The organism is Bacillus sp. SRL337 (genome assembly GCF_984799155.1).
Genome location: NZ_OZ481793.1, coordinates 3774695 through 3793754, shown reverse-complemented (window position 1 = coordinate 3793754; position 19060 = coordinate 3774695). Strand labels below are relative to the sequence as shown.

Below are 19060 nucleotides of genomic sequence, written 5' to 3'. Positions count from 1 at the left end.
CCCATGCCATTGGGTCATCTCCCGCATACATAGGTAGAGAAGCCTTAAATATAGAAGGAGGTATACAGAAATGATTGATCCGCGATTTCATTTCAGGAATCCAGGGTATGGAAACAGATTTGGCTGGGGATTCGGCCTTCCTTTTCTTGGAGGGGTCCTGGGCGGTGTAATTGGAGGAGCCTTAGTAAGACCGCCATATTATTATCGGCCGCCATTTTATGGTTATGGAGGATATGCTGGATATGGAGGGTATCCTGGTTACGGATATGGTACTGGTGCCGGGTATGGAGGATATCCTTATTAATATCATCGACAAAAGAGCTGCATGGGCAGCTCTTTTGTTGATTTCTATTTCCATCTAAGGATGATGGTCAAATGGCAGCAGTCAATATTGGCGGTTTTGCTGCTGAAGTCCAGTGTGAATCCATCAGGGTTGAACTTTATTCCAGGAGTGCTTTTGACCCCAGTCCCGTTAATAAGGTTCTGCAGTTCATTCATTTTAGATTTTTGGGCTGCGTCCATTAATTTTGAGGCAAAGTCCTTTGATACTGAAACCTGATCTAAAATGAGTTTGGCATCATCCAAAAGTGGTTTCGTCTTGTCAGCAGAGTCCATGAATTGCTGAGGCTGCACAGTAGGATACTCATATGGATGCCGTTGCGCTGTATAATATGGATTGACCGGCGGCCACCTTGGAGCTTGCGGCCGCTGTGTCGGTGTATAGAAGGGGTGGTATCTATGCATAGTTGACTCCTTTCAAAGTTTACTGAATCGAAAAAGGATTTTATATTCTTTTGCTGTTCATAGAGAACTATATGCACTTCGTTTTCCACGTATTCGTAAAGAGGAAAGCAACAATGCAAAATAGCGGGTTCATCTGAAAACCTAGGGGATAAAAAGAGGATTTCTGTACATAAGTCGAGAAAGTTAGCATAAGGAATCAATAGAAGAGGTGACAGAAATGAATAATGAAAATACACTGATCAGCGCTTTGGGAATGGAATTCATCGAACTTGGAAAAGGCAAAGTGGTGGCAACAATGCCTGTTGATGAAAGAACGAGGCAGCCTTTTGGGTATCTGCATGGAGGTGCTTCTGTAGCATTGGCGGAAACAGTCGCGAGTGTGGGGGCGGTGGAACTCATCGATCTTGATAAAGAGATTTGCTTTGGTCTTGAAATTAATGCCAATCACATTAAAGCGAAGAAAGATGGAATTGTCACGGCTACAGCAGCAGTCATCCATCAGGGGAAAAGCACGATGGTCTGGGATATCCGGATTACAGATGAAGAGGACAGCCTGATTTGTGTATCACGCTGTACAATGGCAGTCGTGCCGAAAAAATAATAATTCAGCACATTAAAGCGGTGGGGGACTGTCCCTCACCGCTTTAATGTGCTGAAGAGTGTGTTTACCTTTCTATGAACGGGGAATTTTAATAAGAAATACTGCTAAAGGAGTGAAATCATATGCCTTGGTCAAAAAACGATTATCCTGCCTCATGGAAGAACCTTTCGTCTGATGTCAGGGATAAAGCGATTGAGATCGGGAATGCCTTGCTTCGTGAAGGATATGATGATGGAAGGGCCATTGCCATTGCTACAGACCGTGCTGAGAAATACGTAGATGGTGATTCAAAGGATAAGGCAGAGTATCATGTGCATGCCAATGATGATGGATGGGCATTGAAGAAGCAGGGCAGCGATAAAGCCATTTATACAGAAGATACAAAAGAAGATCTACTGGATAAAGCCAAACCTTATGTGAATGATCATGATGGGATTCTGGTCATCCATAATGGCGATGGGGAAGTAGCTGACAGGTTATACGATAACTGATTTAAAAAAGGACTGCACGCCGGAATTTACGGATGCAGTCCTTTTCATTTACATATTTTTGTTTTCGTATTTCTGCTTTTCTTTTAGATCGTCACGTACGCTCTTTTCCCAAAGGGCCACGCCGCTGTTGTAGGCAGCTCTTGAAATCAGATGACCGGCAACCGGTGCTGTAATGAAAATGAAGATGATTCCAAGAATCAGCCTGGAGTTGAAGTGGCCTTCTTCCAAAAAGAAGAACAGGAAGGTCCCAAGCAGGATGCACATCACACCGAGTGTAGCGCTCTTGGAAGCCGCATGGTTCCGGGTATAGACATCCGGAAGGCGGATCAAGCCAAACGCTGTGACAAGGGTAAGGAACGAACCGGCAATAAGAAGGAATCCAATAATGAACCTAATGATCTCTGTCATGCTCTATGATCGCCCCTTTCTCTAGGAATTTCGAAAAGGCAACTGTTCCAATGAAGGCAAGGATACCGATCAGCAAAATGACCTCCAGGAATGACTTTGAGTGCAGCAGCATGGATGCCAATGCAATGATGGCAATCAGGTTGACCCCTAATGCGTCCAGTGCTACCACTCTGTCTGGCGTGGTTGGGCCGACAATCACCCGGTAAATAAGGCCAACCATTGAAATGGATACAGCAAGCAGGGAAATTTGAATGATGGTTTCAAGCATCAGCGGCTCACCTCCATGATGGCTTTTTCGAATGAATTCTTGATATCGTCAACGGCCTCGTCGACGTCATCAATATCAAGGGTGTGGATATACAGTATTTTATTATCAAAAGAAATATCCACAACCAGCGTTCCCGGAGTCAGAGTGATCAAGTTCGCAAGCAGTGTGATCTCCCAATCGGATTTCAGATCTGTCGGCAAGGCGAAAATGCCCGGCCTGATATCCAGTCTTGGTTTTAGAATCGTTTTTAAAACCGAAATATTTGATAGGATCAGTTCTTTGATGAATAATAGCAGCAGACTGATCAAGGCAAATACTCGGTACATATAGAACCGGCTGTTGAAAAACCTTCTGAAAGCAAAGGTAATGATCAATCCGAGAATGTATCCAATGATAAAGGATGTCGAAGTAAAAGATACTTGTAAGAACATCCACAGAAAAGCTAGAAAGAAATTCAATAAGATTTGAAAGGCCATTCTACATTACTCCTTTAGTACTGCTTGTATATAGATTCCCGGATCAGCCAGTGCCTCTGATGCCTGCGAGATAAGCGGACGAACAGCTTCAGCACCAACTCCATATGCTACAGCAAGAATGACCAGGAAGACAGCGCAGCCCCATAAATAGAAGGCATTGTGCTTGTTTCTCCCGTCATATTCCTTGGGGACTCCCCATACTCCATTCAAGAAAATCTTGATGACCGAGTAAAGGACAAACAGACTGGAAAGAAGGATCATGCCTCCCCCGATATAGGCCTCTGCAGCAAAGCTTCCTCTCACTAGCAGCACCTTTCCAATAAAGCCGCTGAAAGGCGGGATTCCGGCAAGTGTCAGTGTTGCAATCAGGAAGGTCCACCCCAGCCATGGATAATCTTTTATAAGACCACCCATTTTCCGGAGATTGCTGGTGCCGGTGATGGCAATCATGACGCCGACCAGCAGGAATAAGGCAGCTTTGATGATCATGTCATGGATCAAGTAGTAGATTGACCCTTCAAGAGATTCAGGAGACATGACGGAAACTCCAAAAAGAATGACTCCAACTGCAATGATGATATTGTAAATAATAATTTTTTTTACATCCCAGTATGCGATGGCACCGATACATCCTACAATAATCGTGATGATCGCAAGCCAGCCAAGGATTGCATGTGTGTACCCTGTGTCATGGTAGAAGAACAGAGTATAGGTTCTCATGATCGAGTAAACCCCGACCTTTGTCAGCAGCGCACCGAATAACGCCAATACTGGTGTAGGCGGCGCATAATAAGATCCAGGAAGCCAGAAATATAATGGGAAAATGGCTCCTTTCAATCCGTAGACGACAAGGAACATGACAGCGATGACGGTCAGGATCCCCGGCTGGTCGGCTTCTGCTATTTTCACAGAGATATCGGCCATGTTCAATGTTCCCAGCACAGAATACAGGTAAGCAACCATTACAACGAATAAGGCTGATGAAATAATATTCACCAGGATATACTTAATCGATTCTCTAAGCTGGACCTTTGTCCCTCCCAAGACAATAAGGACATAAGATGACATCAGCATGACTTCAAAGAAGACAAACAGATTGAAAATATCACCTGTTGTAAATGCACCATTTACCCCGACCAGCAGAAACTGGACAACTGGATAATAGTAGAATCGTTCTCTACCTTTACCGATTGAACGGAAAGAGTAAAGGAGGACGAAAAACGTAATGATGCTTGTGGTCGTAACAAGCAGGGCAGACAGCATATCAGACACCATGGCGATACCGAATGGAGCTTCCCAGCTTCCCAGGTTCACTGTCTGTATCCCATCCATCCTGACGGTATTCACCAGGATGATCGATGCAATGACCGTCCCTGCTGTGGCGATGGCCCCGATCCATTTTTGCGTGGTGACATTCTTTCCAAAAAACATGAGAATGATCGCTGTAAACAACGGGATTATAATCGGCAATAGCGGTAAATTAATCATTTCCTTCGTTTCCTCTCATTTGATCCACGTTATCAGTTCCAAGTTCCTGATAAGCACGGTAAGCCAGAACAAGGAAAAAGGAAGTAACACCAAAACTGATAACAATTGCTGTTAAAATCAATGCCTGCGGCAGTGGATCTGCGTATGATGGAGCGTGTTCGCCCAGTAGAGGCGGAGCGCCTTCTTTCAGGCCGCTGATGGTCAGAATCAGCAAATGGGCTCCGTGACTGAGCAGGCCTGTACCAATTATGATACGGAGCAGGCTCTTGGACAGCATCAGATAAACGGCACTTGTAAAAAGGATGCCAATAACTATGGCCATAAGAATTTCCATTATTCGCTCACTCCAATCGTCTGAATAATGGTCATCGTGACTCCGATAACAACCAAATAAACTCCTGTATCAAAAATCACGGCAGTATGCAGTGATGTTTTCCCGAGAACAGGAAGATTGAAATAGTTGTAAGCATGAGTCAGGAACGGAACATCAAACAACAAAGCCCCCGCACCTGTACCGACAGCCAGTAATAACCCGATCGCTATCAGCAGTTTGTAATCTACAGGCAGAATTTTGCTGACGGTTTTGATATCAAAGGCAAGTAAAAGAAGTACCAGGGCCCCTGAAGTCATCAGCCCTCCGATGAATCCTCCCCCGGGATGATAGTGGCCGGCGAAGAAAAGCTGGACTGAAAACAGGATAATCATGAAACTGACAATGGTTGTTACAGTTTGGAGGATAACATCATTGGTTCTCATCCTTCTTTCCTCCTTGTCATCCTCAGTTTGATCATCGAGAAGATTCCCAATGCGGCAATACCGAGGACACAGATTTCAAACAATGTATCGAAGCCGCGGAAGTCCACAAGTATAACGTTAACCATATTCTTTCCGCCTGCTTCTTCGTAAACATTTTCAATATAAAATTCTGATATGGAGCCAAACAGCTTCGTACTGTATGAAGCAATGGCAATCAATGTGACGGTTGCCCCAACACCTACGGCAATCAATGCATTTCCAAGTTTAAAGCTCATTCTTTCCTCATGCCTGCTGAGCGGCGGCAGATGGTAGAAACACAGGAGGAAGAGAGCAACAGAAACGGTTTCTATGACAAGCTGTGTTAGTGCCAAATCCGGTGCCCTGAAAAGAACAAAGAATAACGAAACAGAATAACCGACTGCCCCCAAGGCAATGATGGAGGTCAGACGTGACTTGGCAAACAGGATTGTGACAGAACTGACCACCATGATGAGGGCGATGATCACTTCGTAAAGGCCTATCGAAGCAAGGTCGGATGTATCAATGACAAATGCATCTTTAATAACCAGTGTGACAATCAAGATTCCGATCAAAAACGTGAATATATACACAAGATAGCTTCTGATGAAGCCGGTCATATAAGAACCTGTCAGCTTGAAGGCGCCGCGCTCCCCCTTAGCCAGGCCGTTGTCGTAAAACGAATTCAGGGTCAATCTTTCAGGGATCGTATTGTAAATGCCTCTCCATTTTGGAAGCAGCGTATACAGCAGCACCCCGAAGAGGATAACTCCGAGAGTCATGAACAATTCAGGAGTGAAACCGTGCCAAAAATAAATATGTGAGTCCTCAACCGTAAGAGTCGTTATGGCAGAAACCGCAGGCTCGATCATAGTGGCTGTTAGGATGTTTGGGAAGAACCCGAACACAATGACCAGCGATGCCAGGATCACTGGTGAAATCAACATGCCAAGCGGTGCCTCGTGAGGCGTTTTATCCAGCTTTTCAGGCTGATGCTTTCCAGTAAATGGCTTGAATACTACGATCATACTGTAGATGAAAGTAAATACACTTCCCACCCATGCCAATACAGGAAATAAAATTCCCCACGTCTCAAGATTGAAAATATCCATCTCAAGAACCTGGACCATTCCGGTAAAGAACATTTCCTTACTTAGGAATCCGTTGAAAGGCGGAAGACCTGCCATTGAAAAAGCGCCAATGACTGCTATTGTAAATGTGATCGGCATGAAATTCATCAGCCCGCCAAGTTTGCGGATATCCCTTGTCCCCGTTTCATGGTCAATGATCCCCACCACCATGAACAGACTGCCTTTGAAGGTCGCATGGTTAATAAGGTGAAATACAGCAGCCATCGTGGCAACGCCATATATATTTTCATCCAGATAGTCATAATGAAGAGCGGCAGCGCCGATTCCCAATAAAGACATGATCAAACCGAGCTGACTGACAGTCGAATAGGCCAGGATCCCTTTCAAGTCTGTATGTTTGACAGCATTGAAAGATCCCCAGAATAAGGTCATGATCCCAAAACCGGCGACAAGCCACAGCCAGACTCCAGACTCAGCAAACACAGGGCTCATACGGGCTACGAGGTAAATACCCGCTTTGACCATCGTGGCTGAGTGGAGGTAAGCACTGACCGGTGTCGGTGCTTCCATGGCATCCGGAAGCCAGATATGAAATGGAAATTGAGCCGACTTTGTAAAAGCACCAAGCAGGACTAAGATCAAGGCGCCAAGAAATAGTGGATCAGTAATGAGCATATCTGACATTCCTGCCAGTTCACGTATACTGAATGTTCCAGACATTAAATAGAGAAGCAGAAATCCCCCGAGCATGGAGAGACCGCCGAATACGGTGATCAGCATCGACTTTTGCGCCCCGTAACGGGAACGTTCGCGATGATACCAATAACCAATCAAGAGGAAAGATGAAATGGAAGTGAACTCCCAGAACATATAAAGAACAATCAGGTTATCTGAGAGGACGACTCCGAGCATTGCCCCCATGAATAAGAGCAAATAAACATAGAAATTATGCAGCTGCTCTTTCTCTTTCGACAAATAATAAATCGAATATAAAACAACAAGAGAGCCGATTCCTGTAATCAGCAGGGCGAAAAGTAAACTTAAACCATCAACGTAAGCAGTGAAATTGATTCCGAATGACGGCATCCATTCCACCGTTTCCTGAATTGCGTTCCCTTCGGACGTAACCCTGATGAATTGGAAAAAGTAAACAAACAGCACTGCAGGAAGAACGAGGACAAACCATCCGGTATGTATAGAACGCAGCTTTTTATACAAAAACGGGACAAGGATAGCTGCCAAAAAAGGTGAAAGAATTGCCCAGTGTAATAATGTCACCGAAGATAACCCCCTTATAAAATTTTATTTATGTATCTCCAACACTTATCATCATCCTCAAAGTTTTAAATCATTTCTTCTCAAGATATGTCTGGGTTCTCAAAGAAGCCTCAAAAGAAATTATAACGTAAAAAAATGACGTGTGCATTTATGAAAGGCCTCAGGGACGCAAAGGTCAATTTCTGATATTAAATATGTAGAAACACGGCAAAAGAGCCGCGAAAAATTTTCCGGAAAAATGATTTTTTCGTACAAAAATTGTTGAAAATCCAGGTCAGTCTAAAGTCGAAGTGTCCTATTGTTTGAATAGTATGAGCCAAAAAGGCGCATGCTATCCGTAGGTGGTGATGTAGGATGAAAATGAAAAAAACCGTTTCTGCGATGATATTTTCCACACTTTTTGTTGGCGCCTGGTATGTTCAGGAACAAGAGGAAAAAAAGCATCAGTGGTCAAATAAAAACATGCTGCAGCCAACGGGCTTAAATGAGGAAGTTGTAGATGCAGAGATTGTGGAAATTGAATCTGTTACTGATCTTCAAGAAGCAAGCCATGAGCCTTTTAAACCTCGAGAGTATATCAGGCTGGCAAAATGACCTGTTATTCAGCAAAAGCTGCTGAGCCTTTTACCAAATATAGGTGCATTCCTCCCCTTTTCAATCTGTCGATAAAAGATTAAGATGGAAATGCGGTAAAAATTTGTTAGGGGAGAAATGCGTGAAGAATACATATTTAACAGGATACTTGCCTTTATTTTCTATATTGCTGTTTAGTTTGACATTTTCTGTATACGGAGTAGAGGTATTTGTCGATCTCTTTAAAAAGATCGGGATTTATCCGGGGATGCGGGAATTTCTTTCTGATCTCGAATTAAAATTCATACTGCTTATTTTCCTCATGATTGTGTGTTTCATGGTGTTTGCAGCCTTAAAGCTCATTGCCGAAACCATAAATGAGGTTTCCCTGCTGTTCTTTTCACTGGATAATGAAGGGGAAATTCTCCATCAGGTCCGTTCAGGCTCGATGGTATATTTTATTGGAGCGTTAGTGTCGGTTGCCAGTCTCAAATCATTCCTGGGGCTTTTGGTGATCTTTCTTTTGACATCGATAGCCTACTTTGTTTATTTTATCTATAAAATCAGTCCGTCTTTAACCAAACCAGGGCTTTTCGGTGTCATCTTTTTTCAAGTGATTATCTGGTCCTCGTTATTTTTGGTTGTCTTTTTAGTTGTCCTGAAGTTATATAATGGACTCCTTGCGAGCCTGCCGATCATTTCTGAAGTGAAATTGAATCAATAAGCCAAACAGGCATTGGAGCTTTGCTTCATTGCCTGTTTGCTTATTGAGATATTTCGAAGTGATTCTTTTTCTGGTTATACGGCCGCTTATTATTACGTGTAGTGCCATTTCCACGAAACCTCCAAAACGACGGAGGCCAGGCAGAGGTCCTGCTTCTTCGCCATTCGCCTTCGGGGATTACAGTGACTCTGGCAGTTGTGACAGTTCCGATGGAGGTTTTGGAGGAGGGAAGGGGAATGACGTTTCCTTTATCTATGAAGAATTGGACTTCTGTCAGACATAATAAGGAAAATCTGTGCAAGGCTCAAAAAGGTAAATAAAAAGGCTGTGTTCTCTCATGGATCATGGCTTTCGGAAAAATGTCTAAGCCGGATTTTCCCCTGGATACTAGATGTTTTATTTCTCGTTAGGAAGAGCAGCTCTTTCCATCTTATTTACAAAGGTTCTTCAGATGAATTAGGGATAGATTGTTTTTTAAATTTGCATGAATAGCAGCAAAGTTCACGAAGAAGAGCCATAAAAAAAAGACCAGAGCCCAAAAGCCCTGATCTACTTCATGATATCTCTCCAAATCAAATGACTTGGGCGGTCCCGCTCGATGGTTTCCATACTCTTCGGTGTGTCATGTCCTATCCAGACTCCGGTTGTGTAGGAATCAGTCAGACCTAATACCCAATAATCATTATAGTTGTTGGTTGTCCCTGTCTTGACCCCTGCATAGGGTTTGTCCACTTTTGCCCATTTTCCGGTACCATTCTGCATGGAATTGGCCATCATTGCCCTGATTTTCTCGGTTGTTTGCTGAGACCAGAGGGTTTCCTTTGGTTCATTCCATTCATAAAGGACCTGTCCTTTGTAATCAGTTACCTTCGTGATGGCGCGTGCCGGCTGATACTTTCCATCAATAAAGGACGTGTAGGCGTCTGTCATCTCCAGAGGGGACATCCCGTAAGTGAAGCCGCCTATCGAAGCAGCATAGGTATAATCCTGATCCTGCATTTTCTCAAAATCGAATTCATCCAATTTATCAAAGGCATCGGCAATCCCGACTTTTTCAAACAACCGGAGGGCTGGAGTATTGTAGGACTGGGAAAAGGCTGTGTTGATTGTGACTGTCCCGTACTGCCTGCCTCCATAATTGATTGGGCAGTAATTGCCGATGCAATAGTTGTCTGCACTGACACGTTCTGCAATGGATGCCTGGGTCTGTTCGATATAAGGTCCATAAACAAGGAGCGGTTTGATGGCTGACCCCGGCTGGCGAAATGCTTGGTAGGCATGATTGAAGTTGTACTTTTTATAGTCTTTCCCGCCGACCATTGCCATGATATTTCTTGAGTCGTTATCAATCGTGATACTTGCCCCTTGAATTCCCTCGTAATTCAATCTGTTTTGAAAAGCGGACTTGCTTTTTTCCTGTATGGAACGGTCAAGGGAGGTATGGATGATGATGCCGGAATTGACGATATCGCTCATCCGCTCATCGAACGCGTTATAGATTTTTTGTTTTTCTTCCCCGCTTTGGGCATTATCGAGCTTTTTTAAGTAGCCTTCCTTCATGGCAACGAGCTCTCTTAATTCTGATTCGGCATAGACTGCATAATCGGGAAACTTGTCTATTTTTTTCCGGACATTCAATTGAATGGGAACTTTTTTCAGCTCTGCAGCTTCTTTTTCTGTAAGTTTTCCTGTCTGTTGCATAATATCCAAGAGGCGTTCCTGTCTGATCTTTGTTTGATCGAAATGTTCAGCCGGATCATATTTGTTTGGGTTATTCGGTATGGCTGTGATAAAGGCAAGCTCTGCTTTATTCAGCTCTCCGAGTGGTTTTTGAAAGTAATATTGTGCTGCTGTTTCAATACCATAAACGCCATTGCTGAAATAGATGACATTGAGGTACAGTTCCATGATCTTTTCTTTACTCAGCGATTTTTCAATTTCATGTGCATAAAATAATTCGGTGAGCTTTCGGTTATAGGTTTTTTCCTGGCCGAGGTAAAGGTTCCTTGCCAACTGTTGTGTAATCGTACTCCCGCCCTGCTGGATATGAGTGAAGACCAGGTTTTTGACAACCGCCCTTAAAATGGCGCCTGCATCGAAACCGACGTGCTCATAGAAATGCTGATCTTCCGAAGCAACCACAATTTCTTTTACAAAGTCGGGAATCTTTTCTTCATCGGCATAAAGCCGGAAGGGCCTGTTCATCTCGGAAAATACGCTGCCATCTTTATCTGTTATCAAACTCGTTTTCGTCATTTGGAACTGGTCCTCACTGACAGCATCTTCAAGGGCGAGGTGAAACCCGTGTACTTTTTGAACTTCTTTAGCAGAAGTAAAAAGGATGAAAAGGAAAAATGGAAACAATGAAAATACTAAAATATAACCGGTGACGGTTCTCATGCTTTCAACTCATCTCTAGCTTTATTGGTTCTTAGAAGCAGTTTTCAGAAATCAATACGTCTCGTTCACGTAATTTTCGGAATGCCGCATACTCCACCATAATAATCCAAAAGCCGCCAAGAATAAAGCACCAGTAATATAGAAAATTGAGGAAATACCTGTAAAGCCGGATAGAACTCCACCCAACGCAGGTCCGGCAACATTTCCTAAGAAACGGAAGCTCTGATTATATCCAAGAACTTCGCCCTGCATTGAAAGGGGAGCTTCCTGCCTGATATAGGCCGTAACACTAGGAATCATTCCCCCAATCGCAATGCCAAATAAGAATCGGAATAGGACCAATTGCCAAAGCTGTTCTGCGAGGGCCTGCGGGATGATGAAAATACACGCAAGGATAAGCAGGATGGAGAGTACCTTTTCATATCCAATATCATCGCCGAGTTTGCCCCATTTTCTTGTAGCAAGCAAATTGCCCACGCCGGTTGCTGAAAACGCAAGCCCCGCAAGGAAAGCAATGTTCGCTGTGGAAGTCATTTCATCTACATAAAGGGCCAAAAGAGGCTGCACGCTGAAATTCGCAACCTGGATGATAAAAGAGATGATCATCACGGTTAAAAGCAGCTTATGTTTGACAATATGCTGCAGAACCTCCTTGCTGGAGTAGCGGGTTTTGTTTTTATTAGTATGAGATGACTTTTTGACTTCCTGAATCCCGAATAGGACGCCGGTAGCCGCAATGGCAATGGCGATGGAGGTAATAATGAATGTATAAGAAAATCCAAATGAATCGGCCATCAAACCACCGAGGACAGGTCCGAATAACCCTCCTGAAACGGTTCCCATTTGGAGGGTGCCCAGGGTTCTTCCGGCAATTTCCTTTGGTGTCTGCGATGAGATGAGTGCAATGGATGTCGGGATAAATCCTGTAACAGCCCCCATTGCAGCACGCAGCAAAAACAGGCCAATCACAGAGTCTACGAAGCCCATCATAAATATCGACAGGGAGATGCCGTAGCCGGTGATCAGCAGTATCGGTTTGAATCCGTATTTATCGCCGACTCTTCCCCAGATGGGTGAAATCAAGAAAGCTATCAGGAAGGTGATGCCGAATACATAGCCTGACCAGCGCTGCACAAATGCGCTGTCATAGCTTCCGAAAGTTTCTAAGTAGAGGGACAGGAACGGCAGTACCATCGTGGCGCTGGCAGCAACAAGAAAATTTGCGAACCACATGATCGTCAGGTTTCGTTTTTCTATAGAGATAACTAACACCTTCTTCAAGTTTATTAATCTATATATTTCGGTTTACTAAATATTAATAGTATAAAATATCTGCTTGTTTCTGCAACCCTTTACGCTTATTTGCTGGTTGGTGAACCCTGGAGAATAGTCTTCTTTTTGTTACCCGGAACTGATGGCAGTCAACCGTTTTACCGTTGAATACGGCGCTGAACGGCCGCTTGCGCTTTTAAGGTGCCAGCGCCTAGCGGATTTCGGTCTTCCTCCTTGCGATAAGTCATCATCAACTCGCTGTCGCTCTTCGTGATTCCTTTATCTCATGCGAGAGCCCTCCAATCTGTACGGCGCTGAGCGGCCGCATGCGCTTTTTAGTCAATCCAGCTCCAAGGCCCCAACGGCTATCGAACTTCAGTCTTCCTCCTTGCGATAAGTCATCATCGAATCGCTGTCGCTCTTCGTGATTCCTATATCTCATGCGGAAGCCTTCCAGTTCGTACGCCGCTGAACGGGGCCTTTCCGCTTTTTATTCAATCCAGCTCCAGCGGCCATCGCCTAGCAGATTTCGGTCTCTCTCCTTGTGATAAGTCATCATCGAATCGCTGTCGCTCTTCGTGATTCCTTTATCTCATGCGAGAGCCCTCCAATCTGTACGGCGCTGAGCGGCCGCTTGCGCTTTATAATCAATCCAGCTCCAGCGCCTAGCCCCTCGGGGTCATAAGCCCATCCGTCAAGAAGGTTAAAGAGCCAACCTTCCTGCCGGCTCGTCTTATGCCTGTCGGGGCTGATCAAGGCGCTTCCGCTTTTTAGTCAATCCAGCTCCAGCGCCTAGCCCCTCGGGGTCATAAGCCAATCCGTCAAGAAGGTTAGAGAGCAACCTTCCCGCCGGCTCGTCTTATGCCTGTCGGGGCTGATCAAGGCGCTTGCGCTTTTTAGTCAATCCAGCTCCAAGGCCCAACTGCTAGCGGACTTCCCGGCTCCTCCTTGCGATTAGTCAACATCAACTCACTAACGTTCGTTGTGTTTCCTATATCTCATGCGGAGCCAGTCCAGTCCGTACGCAGCTGATCGGGCCTTTCCGCTTTTTATTCAAATTGTCATAATTTTTAGTGTAATCGTGATATAATGAATAGAATGAAGTCTGAGTGTTTTTTGCAGGGTTGTTCGGTATGTGTGGGATCATGACTGTATGATTGGAGGGGATTCAGTTGAAAGGCACTCAATTGATCATCATTGATTTTGAATTTTCGATGCCGGAGAGGCAGCAGTATCCACGGGGCTTTTATCCTGAGATCATTGAAACAGGACTTGTGGCTGTGCAGAATGGAAAAGTGACTGATAAGTTTTCTTCTTATGTGAAGCCTTCAGCCTTTCCGGTGTTGACAAAGCGTTGTAAGCAATTTTTATCAATTGCCCAAAGTGATGTAGATAATGGAATTCCATTTCACTCATTGGTACAGTATTTAAAAGAATTGAACCAGAGAGGGAAGAGCAAAATCATCACGTGGGGCAACATGGATATGAAGGTTCTGAGGCATAACTGCAGCAGGGCAGGAATCGATTTTCCTTTTACAGGGGAGTTTGTTGATCTGTCCATGGAATACAAGCGATTTTTCGGGGATCAAAATCAGACGGGTCTTTGGAAAGCAGTGCAGGAGTATGGACGGGAAGGTGTCGGCAAGCATCACAAAGCGCTGGATGATGCGTTGACGACGTACCATATTTATAAGTTGGTGGAAAAAGATAAAAAGTACCTGGATAAAGCGGAACCGACCACAATCGGCGACCGTATCGACTTATCCAAGATTTTTAATCAGATGGCTTAAAAAAACCCAAATCACCAATTGATTTGGGTTCAGGTTTTTAGAGCGTGATGGAATACATCAATTCATACTCCCTCTTTACACTCTCCAGTGTTTCCAGGCTTTTTTGTGCGAAAGCTGAATCCTCAGATTCCAACTGTACCTTTAATTCATTGAATGACCGGATCAGGGAGTCATTATACTCGGGAGTCTCCCCTTCGAATGGCTTGACCACTTTTTCAGGGATATTGGCTCTTTCCTTGAAGGCGAGCGCTTTTCGTTCATGAAACAGAGGCACGTCTACATCTTTAGGGTTGTGCAGATCTCCCTGGCGCGGATGTTTTAAGACGGCCAGAATTTTGACGACATACACGCCTGGGCGGGAATCCGTGACTTCTCCTATGTATCTTCCGGTTTTATAAAGAGCCGTTACGCTATCTCCATTTTTAAAATCGGACATGAGTTTTCCTCCTTTTATTCTGTGTGCGGCCGTTGTTTTTGTGAAAAACAGCCTTTCGTTATATAGCAATTACTCTCATTCTACTCCATAATAGAGAGAGTTGCCATGTATTGGCACTATCGACTATTATACATACAAACAAATTTTATGATGGAGGAATTCGTGTGAAAAAGTATATCGTAATGGCTGCAGCTGCGCTTCTTTTGTTGATGTTGACTGCTTGCGGAACATCCAACGGGGAAGAGACAGACCAGGACAATGGGCAAAATGAACCGGCAGGAAAAGAACAGGAACAAGAAACAGCGGGACCAGTGGATGACAGCGATGTCAATTACCCTCAGTTGACGGATGAAATTCAGGAAAATGAAAACGCTGTAAAAATGGTGACGAATATGGGAGACATCACCATTAAGTTATTCCCGGAACAGGCTCCTAAGGCAGTTGAAAACTTCCTGACCCATAGCAAGGAAGGTTACTATGACGGCGTCATTTTCCACCGGGTCATCAAGGACTTCATGATTCAAGGGGGAGACCCGCAAGGTACGGGTACAGGCGGTGAAAGTATCTGGGGCGAACCGTTTGAGGATGAATTTTCTAAAGAATTGCTGAATATCCGTGGTGCTCTTTCAATGGCCAATGCCGGGCCGGGCACGAACGGAAGCCAGTTCTTCATCGTGCAGAACTCCAGTCTTGACCCTGCTTTAGAAGAGAAAATGATAGAAGCAGGCTTTGGCAAGAAAGCCATCGAAACCTATATGGAACGCGGCGGGACCCCTCATCTTGATAACCATCATACCGTTTTTGGACAGGTCATCGAGGGTATGGATGTGGTCGATAAGATTGCCGCAGTTGAAACAGGTGAAAATGATAAGCCGGCAGAAGATGTAGTGATTGAAAAGATAGAAATCATCAAAGAATAGGATTGGCAACAAGGCAGCTGTGTCCAGTGGAGATCAGCTGCCTTTGTTTGGTTTTTCGACATGGTTTTAACCTTGAGGAATTGATATAATGGCTACAACTTGAAAAGTTTGAAAGGAGCCCATTATGCTTAACGCATTAATTTTAAATCTGTTTCTTTATTTCCCGGAAGATAAAACAGAATATATACCAGCTGCCTTCTGGATGCTCCTGTTTGGAATTGGAGCCGTCCTGACATTCCGCTGGATCCTTAAAGTTTCGAAAAAAGAAGAAGAGAAGACGAAACAGGCAGAAGAAGAAGCGAGAAGAAACGCTGAGGAGAACCGCACTTAAGAAAGGATGAAGAATATTTTCCTTCAACAAAGGCAACAATGGTAGAGATGATTTTTGTTGGAGGGATACTATGAATGCAAAGCTAGTGACAGGCCTGCTCGCATCGGCAATCTTGCTTCAGGGCTGTGCAGTTCAAAATCCGAAGAAAACAGAGGTTGATATAAAAAATCCTGTCGGTGACTCTCTAGGCAAGGTGAAAATGCAGGAGATGGCAGCGGGTGTGGAACTGGATCTCGATCTTGTCGGGCTGCCTCCAGGGGTGCATGGCATACATATTCATGAAAAAGGGAAGTGTGAAGCGCCTGACTTTGTAGCTGCCGGAAATCATTTTAACCCTGAAGATAAGGAACACGGCCTTCTTCACCCTAAAGGGGCACATGCAGGGGATCTGCCTAACTTGATCGTTGAGGATGACGGGTCGTACAAAGGAAAAATCATGGCCCCGCTGGTTACCCTTTCCAAAGGCCCGACCTCTCTATTTACAAAAGAAGGGACTTCCATCGTCATCAATGAAGGGCAGGATGACGGCATGTCCCAGCCTGCAGGAGATGCCGGTGAAAGAATTGCCTGCGGAGAGATTACAAATGAAAAGAAGAAAGACTAAAAGCTGACAACCCAGGGGTTGCAGCTTTTTTAGCGTATTAACGCATCACCGTGGAGCGGGACAGTCCCCTTCCACGGTGATGTGCTAAAGTATCCCCTTATGTGTCAGGAGAACGCTTTTTTTAATCTGGCGAGCCCATCTTTCAGTGTTTCCTGTGTGCAGGCAATATTCATCCTGAAAAAGCCTTCTCCCTCTTTTCCATATTTCGTGCCAGGCTCAAGAGCAAGTTTTCCTCTGTTCAAAAGCAAGTCTTCCAGTTCTGTTTCGGACTTTCCAAGTTTGCGGAAGTCAATCCACAACAAATAGGTAGCCTCTGGTTCCATAACAGTCAATTCCGGAAGTTCTTTTGCAACAAACGCTGTAACCATTCTGATATTTTCCTGCAGATAGTCGAGAAGACTGTCCAGCCACTCACCGCCATGCAGATAAGCGGCTTCCATTCCGATTACCCCGAATGTATTCAGTGTGAAAACTCCTTGCTTCTGCTGCTCCTCAGACACTTTTTCCCTTAATTTCTGATTCGGTATGATCATGGCTGATGCCTGTAGTCCGGCAATATTGAACGTTTTACTCGGAGCAACCAGGGTAAGGATGAATTCTTCAAACTCTTTTCTGATAGAAGAAATCGGGATATGCTTGTTTGGCTTATGTACAAGATCCGCATGGATTTCATCGGAAACCATCAGTACATCGTTTTTTTTGCAGAGTTCGGCCATCTTGACCAGTTCGTCCTGTCTCCACACACGTCCTCCTGGATTGTGGGGACTGCAGAGAAGGAAAAGTTTCACACCCTGCTGCAAGCTTTCCTCGAACTTGGCAAAATCCATCACATACTGTCCATCTTTCACTTCCAGTAGACACTTTTTTACTACACGCTCATTTTTTTCGACCAGGCTGAAGAAAGGAGTATAGACGGGAGAGTGCATTAGAACGCCGTCTCCTTTTTCCGTAAACGTCCTGATGATCGTGGCGATTGCAGGAACGATACCCGAACTGTATAACAGCCAGTTTTTCTGGATTTCCCAGTTGTGGCGTTCTTTCATCCAACCGCTGACTGCTTCACCTAGGGGTTCACCTGTGAATGTGTAGCCAAATATGCCGTGTTTAAGCCGGTCATTCAGAATTTCAATGACTTGATGAGGGGGAGGGAAATCCATATCCGCAACCCACATCGGGAGCACATCATCTCTCCCAAAAACCGTGTTGGTCATATCCCATTTTACCGATGAAGTCCCTTTCCTGCTCGGTACCGAATCAAAATGGTGCATCCTGTTCACATCCTTTTTTCAATAGTAAAAACTAAGTTCACTCAATAATATGTTAAATGATGAGAGGGTAAGATGAAAAAAATCTGCTTAATTAAAAGGGTTCATTCACTTCGAGAAAGAAGGGTGTCCATCCGAAGCAATGGAAAGCACTTCAAATGGACACCCTTTTAAGTAACAGGAAGAGTATTGGAGATCTGGCTTTTACTCGTGGCTTCAACCTTTTGCTCCCCGAACTCCTGTGATATGAACGAGCGGATATGCTGATAAACATCTTCAGGCCTTTCTTCAGGTACGAGGTGACCTGTATTTTCAAGAATCAGCAGTTTGGAATTCGGTAAATCTTTATTCAGCCTTTTCCCTATGTGAAGCGGTACGACCCGGTCATGTTTCCCCCAGATCAAAAGGCAGGGTGTTTCAATCCTGTTAAGGTCCTGCTGGCTCAGGTCTCCTTCCCTGTGACGGATCATTCGGGTCAGTGCCCGGAAAATGTCATCATCGAGAAACGGCTTAAGATAACCAAACATCATCTCGTCATTGATCATCTTTGAATCATGCACGACGTTCTCCAGGTTTTGCCGGACGCCAGACTTAGCCAGATGCATTTTTACATACAAATGAAAGAATGGTATATAGCTCAGCATCATCATGGGCCAATTCATTTTTTTAAGATAACCTGAACTGCAAAGAAGGATCCCTTTTTCAACGAGACCCGGTTCCTGTTTCATAACGTTGAGCGAGATCTGGCCACCCATCGAATGTCCTATCAAGTGAATTTTATCGATTTCAAGTTTTTTCATCAGAAGGATGACCGTCCTGGCCAGGTTTTGATACGAATAAATAAAGTCCGTTTTCTTTCCGCTCTGCCCGAATGGCGGCAGGTCGACCGATATGACGTTGTATTGTTCCTTTAATAGCGGGGTCAGATGCCGGAAACTGAAAGTAGATGAAAGAAATCCATGGAGCAGTACAAAGGTTTCCTGGGAAGACGGATGCCGGTGGTACTCATAGAAAATTTCTGCGCCATTGATAACAGCCTTATAAGTTATATCATTCATTCCTCTCACTCCCGATAACAATACGTATTTGTATTCTACCCTGCCCGAGTAAAAAAACACATGGAATT

22 protein-coding genes are annotated in these 19060 nt (G+C 44.5%); 9 read left to right on the top strand and 13 right to left on the bottom strand.

The annotated features are described in order from the left end of the window. The first annotated feature begins 70 nt into the window (after positions 1–70). Positions 71–304 (top strand): hypothetical protein, encoded by a 234-nt coding sequence (locus tag AC4E8A_RS19175; protein ID WP_490195373.1) that lies wholly within the window; start codon positions 71–73, stop codon positions 302–304. A 44-nt stretch (positions 305–348) separates the two neighbouring features. On the opposite strand, the gene AC4E8A_RS19170 is transcribed toward AC4E8A_RS19175, so the two are convergent. Then, positions 349–744, bottom strand: coding sequence for a YuzC family spore coat inner layer protein (locus AC4E8A_RS19170; protein WP_490195371.1), 396 nt, complete (start codon positions 742–744; stop codon positions 349–351). A gap of 217 nt (positions 745–961) precedes the next feature. Here AC4E8A_RS19170 and AC4E8A_RS19165 point away from each other — a divergent pair, with 217 nt between their 5' ends. Both AC4E8A_RS19165 and AC4E8A_RS19160 read left to right on the top strand, forming a co-directional pair. Beyond that, the gene (locus AC4E8A_RS19165; RefSeq protein WP_490195369.1) at positions 962–1345 is read left to right on the top strand and encodes a hotdog fold thioesterase; all 384 of its coding nucleotides are present in this window, start codon (positions 962–964) and stop codon (positions 1343–1345) included. A gap of 122 nt (positions 1346–1467) precedes the next feature. After that, the gene (locus AC4E8A_RS19160) at positions 1468–1836 is read left to right on the top strand and encodes a DUF2188 domain-containing protein (protein ID WP_490195367.1); all 369 of its coding nucleotides are present in this window, start codon (positions 1468–1470) and stop codon (positions 1834–1836) included. 48 nt (positions 1837–1884) lie between these two features. Here AC4E8A_RS19160 and mnhG read toward each other — a convergent pair whose 3' ends face one another. The 7 genes from mnhG to AC4E8A_RS19125 are packed head-to-tail and all read right to left on the bottom strand — an operon-like array spanning position 1885 to position 7619. Beyond that, the gene (mnhG, locus tag AC4E8A_RS19155; protein WP_490195365.1) at positions 1885–2244 is read right to left on the bottom strand and encodes a monovalent cation/H(+) antiporter subunit G; all 360 of its coding nucleotides are present in this window, start codon (positions 2242–2244) and stop codon (positions 1885–1887) included. Next, positions 2228–2512, bottom strand: coding sequence for a Na(+)/H(+) antiporter subunit F1 (locus AC4E8A_RS19150; RefSeq protein ID WP_490195364.1), 285 nt, complete (start codon positions 2510–2512; stop codon positions 2228–2230). Before AC4E8A_RS19150 ends, mnhG begins: the two co-directional genes overlap by 17 nt. Continuing rightward, positions 2512–2988 (bottom strand): Na+/H+ antiporter subunit E, encoded by a 477-nt coding sequence (locus AC4E8A_RS19145; protein ID WP_490195362.1) that lies wholly within the window; start codon positions 2986–2988, stop codon positions 2512–2514. The genes AC4E8A_RS19150 and AC4E8A_RS19145 overlap by 1 nt, the downstream gene beginning before the upstream one ends. Positions 2989–2994: 6 nt before the next feature. After that, positions 2995–4476, bottom strand: coding sequence for a Na+/H+ antiporter subunit D (locus AC4E8A_RS19140; RefSeq protein ID WP_490195360.1), 1482 nt, complete (start codon positions 4474–4476; stop codon positions 2995–2997). Then, positions 4469–4810, bottom strand: coding sequence for a Na(+)/H(+) antiporter subunit C (locus tag AC4E8A_RS19135; RefSeq protein ID WP_490195358.1), 342 nt, complete (start codon positions 4808–4810; stop codon positions 4469–4471). The genes AC4E8A_RS19140 and AC4E8A_RS19135 overlap by 8 nt, the downstream gene beginning before the upstream one ends. Beyond that, positions 4810–5232, bottom strand: a complete 423-nt coding sequence (locus AC4E8A_RS19130; RefSeq protein WP_490195356.1) for a Na(+)/H(+) antiporter subunit B — start codon at positions 5230–5232, stop codon at positions 4810–4812. The genes AC4E8A_RS19135 and AC4E8A_RS19130 overlap by 1 nt, the downstream gene beginning before the upstream one ends. After that, positions 5229–7619, bottom strand: a complete 2391-nt coding sequence (locus AC4E8A_RS19125) for a Na+/H+ antiporter subunit A (protein WP_490195354.1) — start codon at positions 7617–7619, stop codon at positions 5229–5231. The genes AC4E8A_RS19130 and AC4E8A_RS19125 overlap by 4 nt, the downstream gene beginning before the upstream one ends. Before the next feature lie 354 nt (positions 7620–7973). On the opposite strand from AC4E8A_RS19125, the gene AC4E8A_RS19120 reads away from it, so the two are divergent. Beyond that, entirely contained in the window at positions 7974–8213 is a 240-nt protein-coding gene (locus tag AC4E8A_RS19120) for a hypothetical protein (protein ID WP_490195352.1), read from the top strand. A gap of 121 nt (positions 8214–8334) precedes the next feature. Then, the gene (locus tag AC4E8A_RS19115; protein WP_490195350.1) at positions 8335–8916 is read left to right on the top strand and encodes a DUF5366 family protein; all 582 of its coding nucleotides are present in this window, start codon (positions 8335–8337) and stop codon (positions 8914–8916) included. 549 nt (positions 8917–9465) lie between these two features. Here AC4E8A_RS19115 and AC4E8A_RS19110 read toward each other — a convergent pair. Together AC4E8A_RS19110 and AC4E8A_RS19105 are read right to left on the bottom strand one after the other, a co-directional pair. Further along, entirely contained in the window at positions 9466–11316 is a 1851-nt protein-coding gene (locus AC4E8A_RS19110; protein WP_490195348.1) for a transglycosylase domain-containing protein, read from the bottom strand. A gap of 51 nt (positions 11317–11367) precedes the next feature. Next, on the bottom strand, positions 11368–12579 hold the full coding sequence (locus tag AC4E8A_RS19105) for an MFS transporter (RefSeq protein ID WP_490198939.1): 1212 nt from the start codon (positions 12577–12579) through the stop codon (positions 11368–11370). A 1181-nt stretch (positions 12580–13760) separates the two neighbouring features. Between AC4E8A_RS19105 and kapD the strand changes: the two genes are divergently transcribed. Next, positions 13761–14378, top strand: a complete 618-nt coding sequence (gene kapD, locus AC4E8A_RS19100) for a 3'-5' exonuclease KapD (protein ID WP_490195346.1) — start codon at positions 13761–13763, stop codon at positions 14376–14378. A 37-nt stretch (positions 14379–14415) separates the two neighbouring features. Here kapD and kapB read toward each other — a convergent pair whose 3' ends face one another. Next, positions 14416–14814 carry a kinase-associated lipoprotein KapB gene (gene kapB / locus AC4E8A_RS19095; RefSeq protein ID WP_490195344.1) on the bottom strand — a complete coding sequence of 133 codons (399 nt, stop codon included), beginning with the start codon at positions 14812–14814 and terminating at the stop codon, positions 14416–14418. Positions 14815–14978: 164 nt separating this feature from the next. Between kapB and AC4E8A_RS19090 the strand changes: the two genes are divergently transcribed. From AC4E8A_RS19090 to AC4E8A_RS19080, 3 genes are all read left to right on the top strand, one after another. Further along, on the top strand, positions 14979–15734 hold the full coding sequence (locus AC4E8A_RS19090; RefSeq protein ID WP_490195342.1) for a peptidylprolyl isomerase: 756 nt from the start codon (positions 14979–14981) through the stop codon (positions 15732–15734). 124 nt (positions 15735–15858) lie between these two features. Continuing rightward, a complete protein-coding gene (locus tag AC4E8A_RS19085) occupies positions 15859–16065 on the top strand; it encodes a hypothetical protein (RefSeq protein ID WP_490195340.1) in 207 nt (68 codons plus the stop codon). 70 nt (positions 16066–16135) lie between these two features. Then, the gene (locus AC4E8A_RS19080; protein ID WP_490195338.1) at positions 16136–16669 is read left to right on the top strand and encodes a superoxide dismutase family protein; all 534 of its coding nucleotides are present in this window, start codon (positions 16136–16138) and stop codon (positions 16667–16669) included. Between the two features lie 104 nt (positions 16670–16773). On the opposite strand, the gene AC4E8A_RS19075 is transcribed toward AC4E8A_RS19080, so the two are convergent. Together AC4E8A_RS19075 and AC4E8A_RS19070 are read right to left on the bottom strand one after the other, a co-directional pair. Next, a complete protein-coding gene (locus AC4E8A_RS19075; RefSeq protein WP_490195336.1) occupies positions 16774–17937 on the bottom strand; it encodes a MalY/PatB family protein in 1164 nt (387 codons plus the stop codon). 167 nt (positions 17938–18104) lie between these two features. Next, positions 18105–18992, bottom strand: a complete 888-nt coding sequence (locus tag AC4E8A_RS19070) for an alpha/beta fold hydrolase (RefSeq protein WP_490195335.1) — start codon at positions 18990–18992, stop codon at positions 18105–18107. Positions 18993–19060 lie beyond the last annotated feature (68 nt).

Excerpts from the sequence above, each read along its gene's own strand:
- AC4E8A_RS19175 (WP_490195373.1), top strand. The coding sequence starts at position 71 with ATGATTGATCCGCGATTTCATTTCAGGAATCCAGGGTATGGAAACAGA.
- AC4E8A_RS19170 (WP_490195371.1), bottom strand. The coding sequence starts at position 744 with ATGCATAGATACCACCCCTTCTATACACCGACACAGCGGCCGCAAGCT.
- AC4E8A_RS19165 (WP_490195369.1), top strand. The coding sequence starts at position 962 with ATGAATAATGAAAATACACTGATCAGCGCTTTGGGAATGGAATTCATC.
- AC4E8A_RS19160 (WP_490195367.1), top strand. The coding sequence starts at position 1,468 with ATGCCTTGGTCAAAAAACGATTATCCTGCCTCATGGAAGAACCTTTCG.
- mnhG (WP_490195365.1), bottom strand. The coding sequence starts at position 2,244 with ATGACAGAGATCATTAGGTTCATTATTGGATTCCTTCTTATTGCCGGT.
- AC4E8A_RS19150 (WP_490195364.1), bottom strand. The coding sequence starts at position 2,512 with ATGCTTGAAACCATCATTCAAATTTCCCTGCTTGCTGTATCCATTTCA.
- AC4E8A_RS19145 (WP_490195362.1), bottom strand. The coding sequence starts at position 2,988 with ATGGCCTTTCAAATCTTATTGAATTTCTTTCTAGCTTTTCTGTGGATG.
- AC4E8A_RS19140 (WP_490195360.1), bottom strand. The coding sequence starts at position 4,476 with ATGATTAATTTACCGCTATTGCCGATTATAATCCCGTTGTTTACAGCG.
- AC4E8A_RS19135 (WP_490195358.1), bottom strand. The coding sequence starts at position 4,810 with ATGGAAATTCTTATGGCCATAGTTATTGGCATCCTTTTTACAAGTGCC.
- AC4E8A_RS19130 (WP_490195356.1), bottom strand. The coding sequence starts at position 5,232 with ATGAGAACCAATGATGTTATCCTCCAAACTGTAACAACCATTGTCAGT.
- AC4E8A_RS19120 (WP_490195352.1), top strand. The coding sequence starts at position 7,974 with ATGAAAATGAAAAAAACCGTTTCTGCGATGATATTTTCCACACTTTTT.
- AC4E8A_RS19110 (WP_490195348.1), bottom strand. The coding sequence starts at position 11,316 with ATGAGAACCGTCACCGGTTATATTTTAGTATTTTCATTGTTTCCATTT.
- kapB (WP_490195344.1), bottom strand. The coding sequence starts at position 14,814 with ATGTCCGATTTTAAAAATGGAGATAGCGTAACGGCTCTTTATAAAACC.
- AC4E8A_RS19085 (WP_490195340.1), top strand. The coding sequence starts at position 15,859 with ATGCTTAACGCATTAATTTTAAATCTGTTTCTTTATTTCCCGGAAGAT.
- AC4E8A_RS19080 (WP_490195338.1), top strand. The coding sequence starts at position 16,136 with ATGAATGCAAAGCTAGTGACAGGCCTGCTCGCATCGGCAATCTTGCTT.
- AC4E8A_RS19075 (WP_490195336.1), bottom strand. The coding sequence starts at position 17,937 with ATGCACCATTTTGATTCGGTACCGAGCAGGAAAGGGACTTCATCGGTA.
- AC4E8A_RS19070 (WP_490195335.1), bottom strand. The coding sequence starts at position 18,992 with ATGAATGATATAACTTATAAGGCTGTTATCAATGGCGCAGAAATTTTC.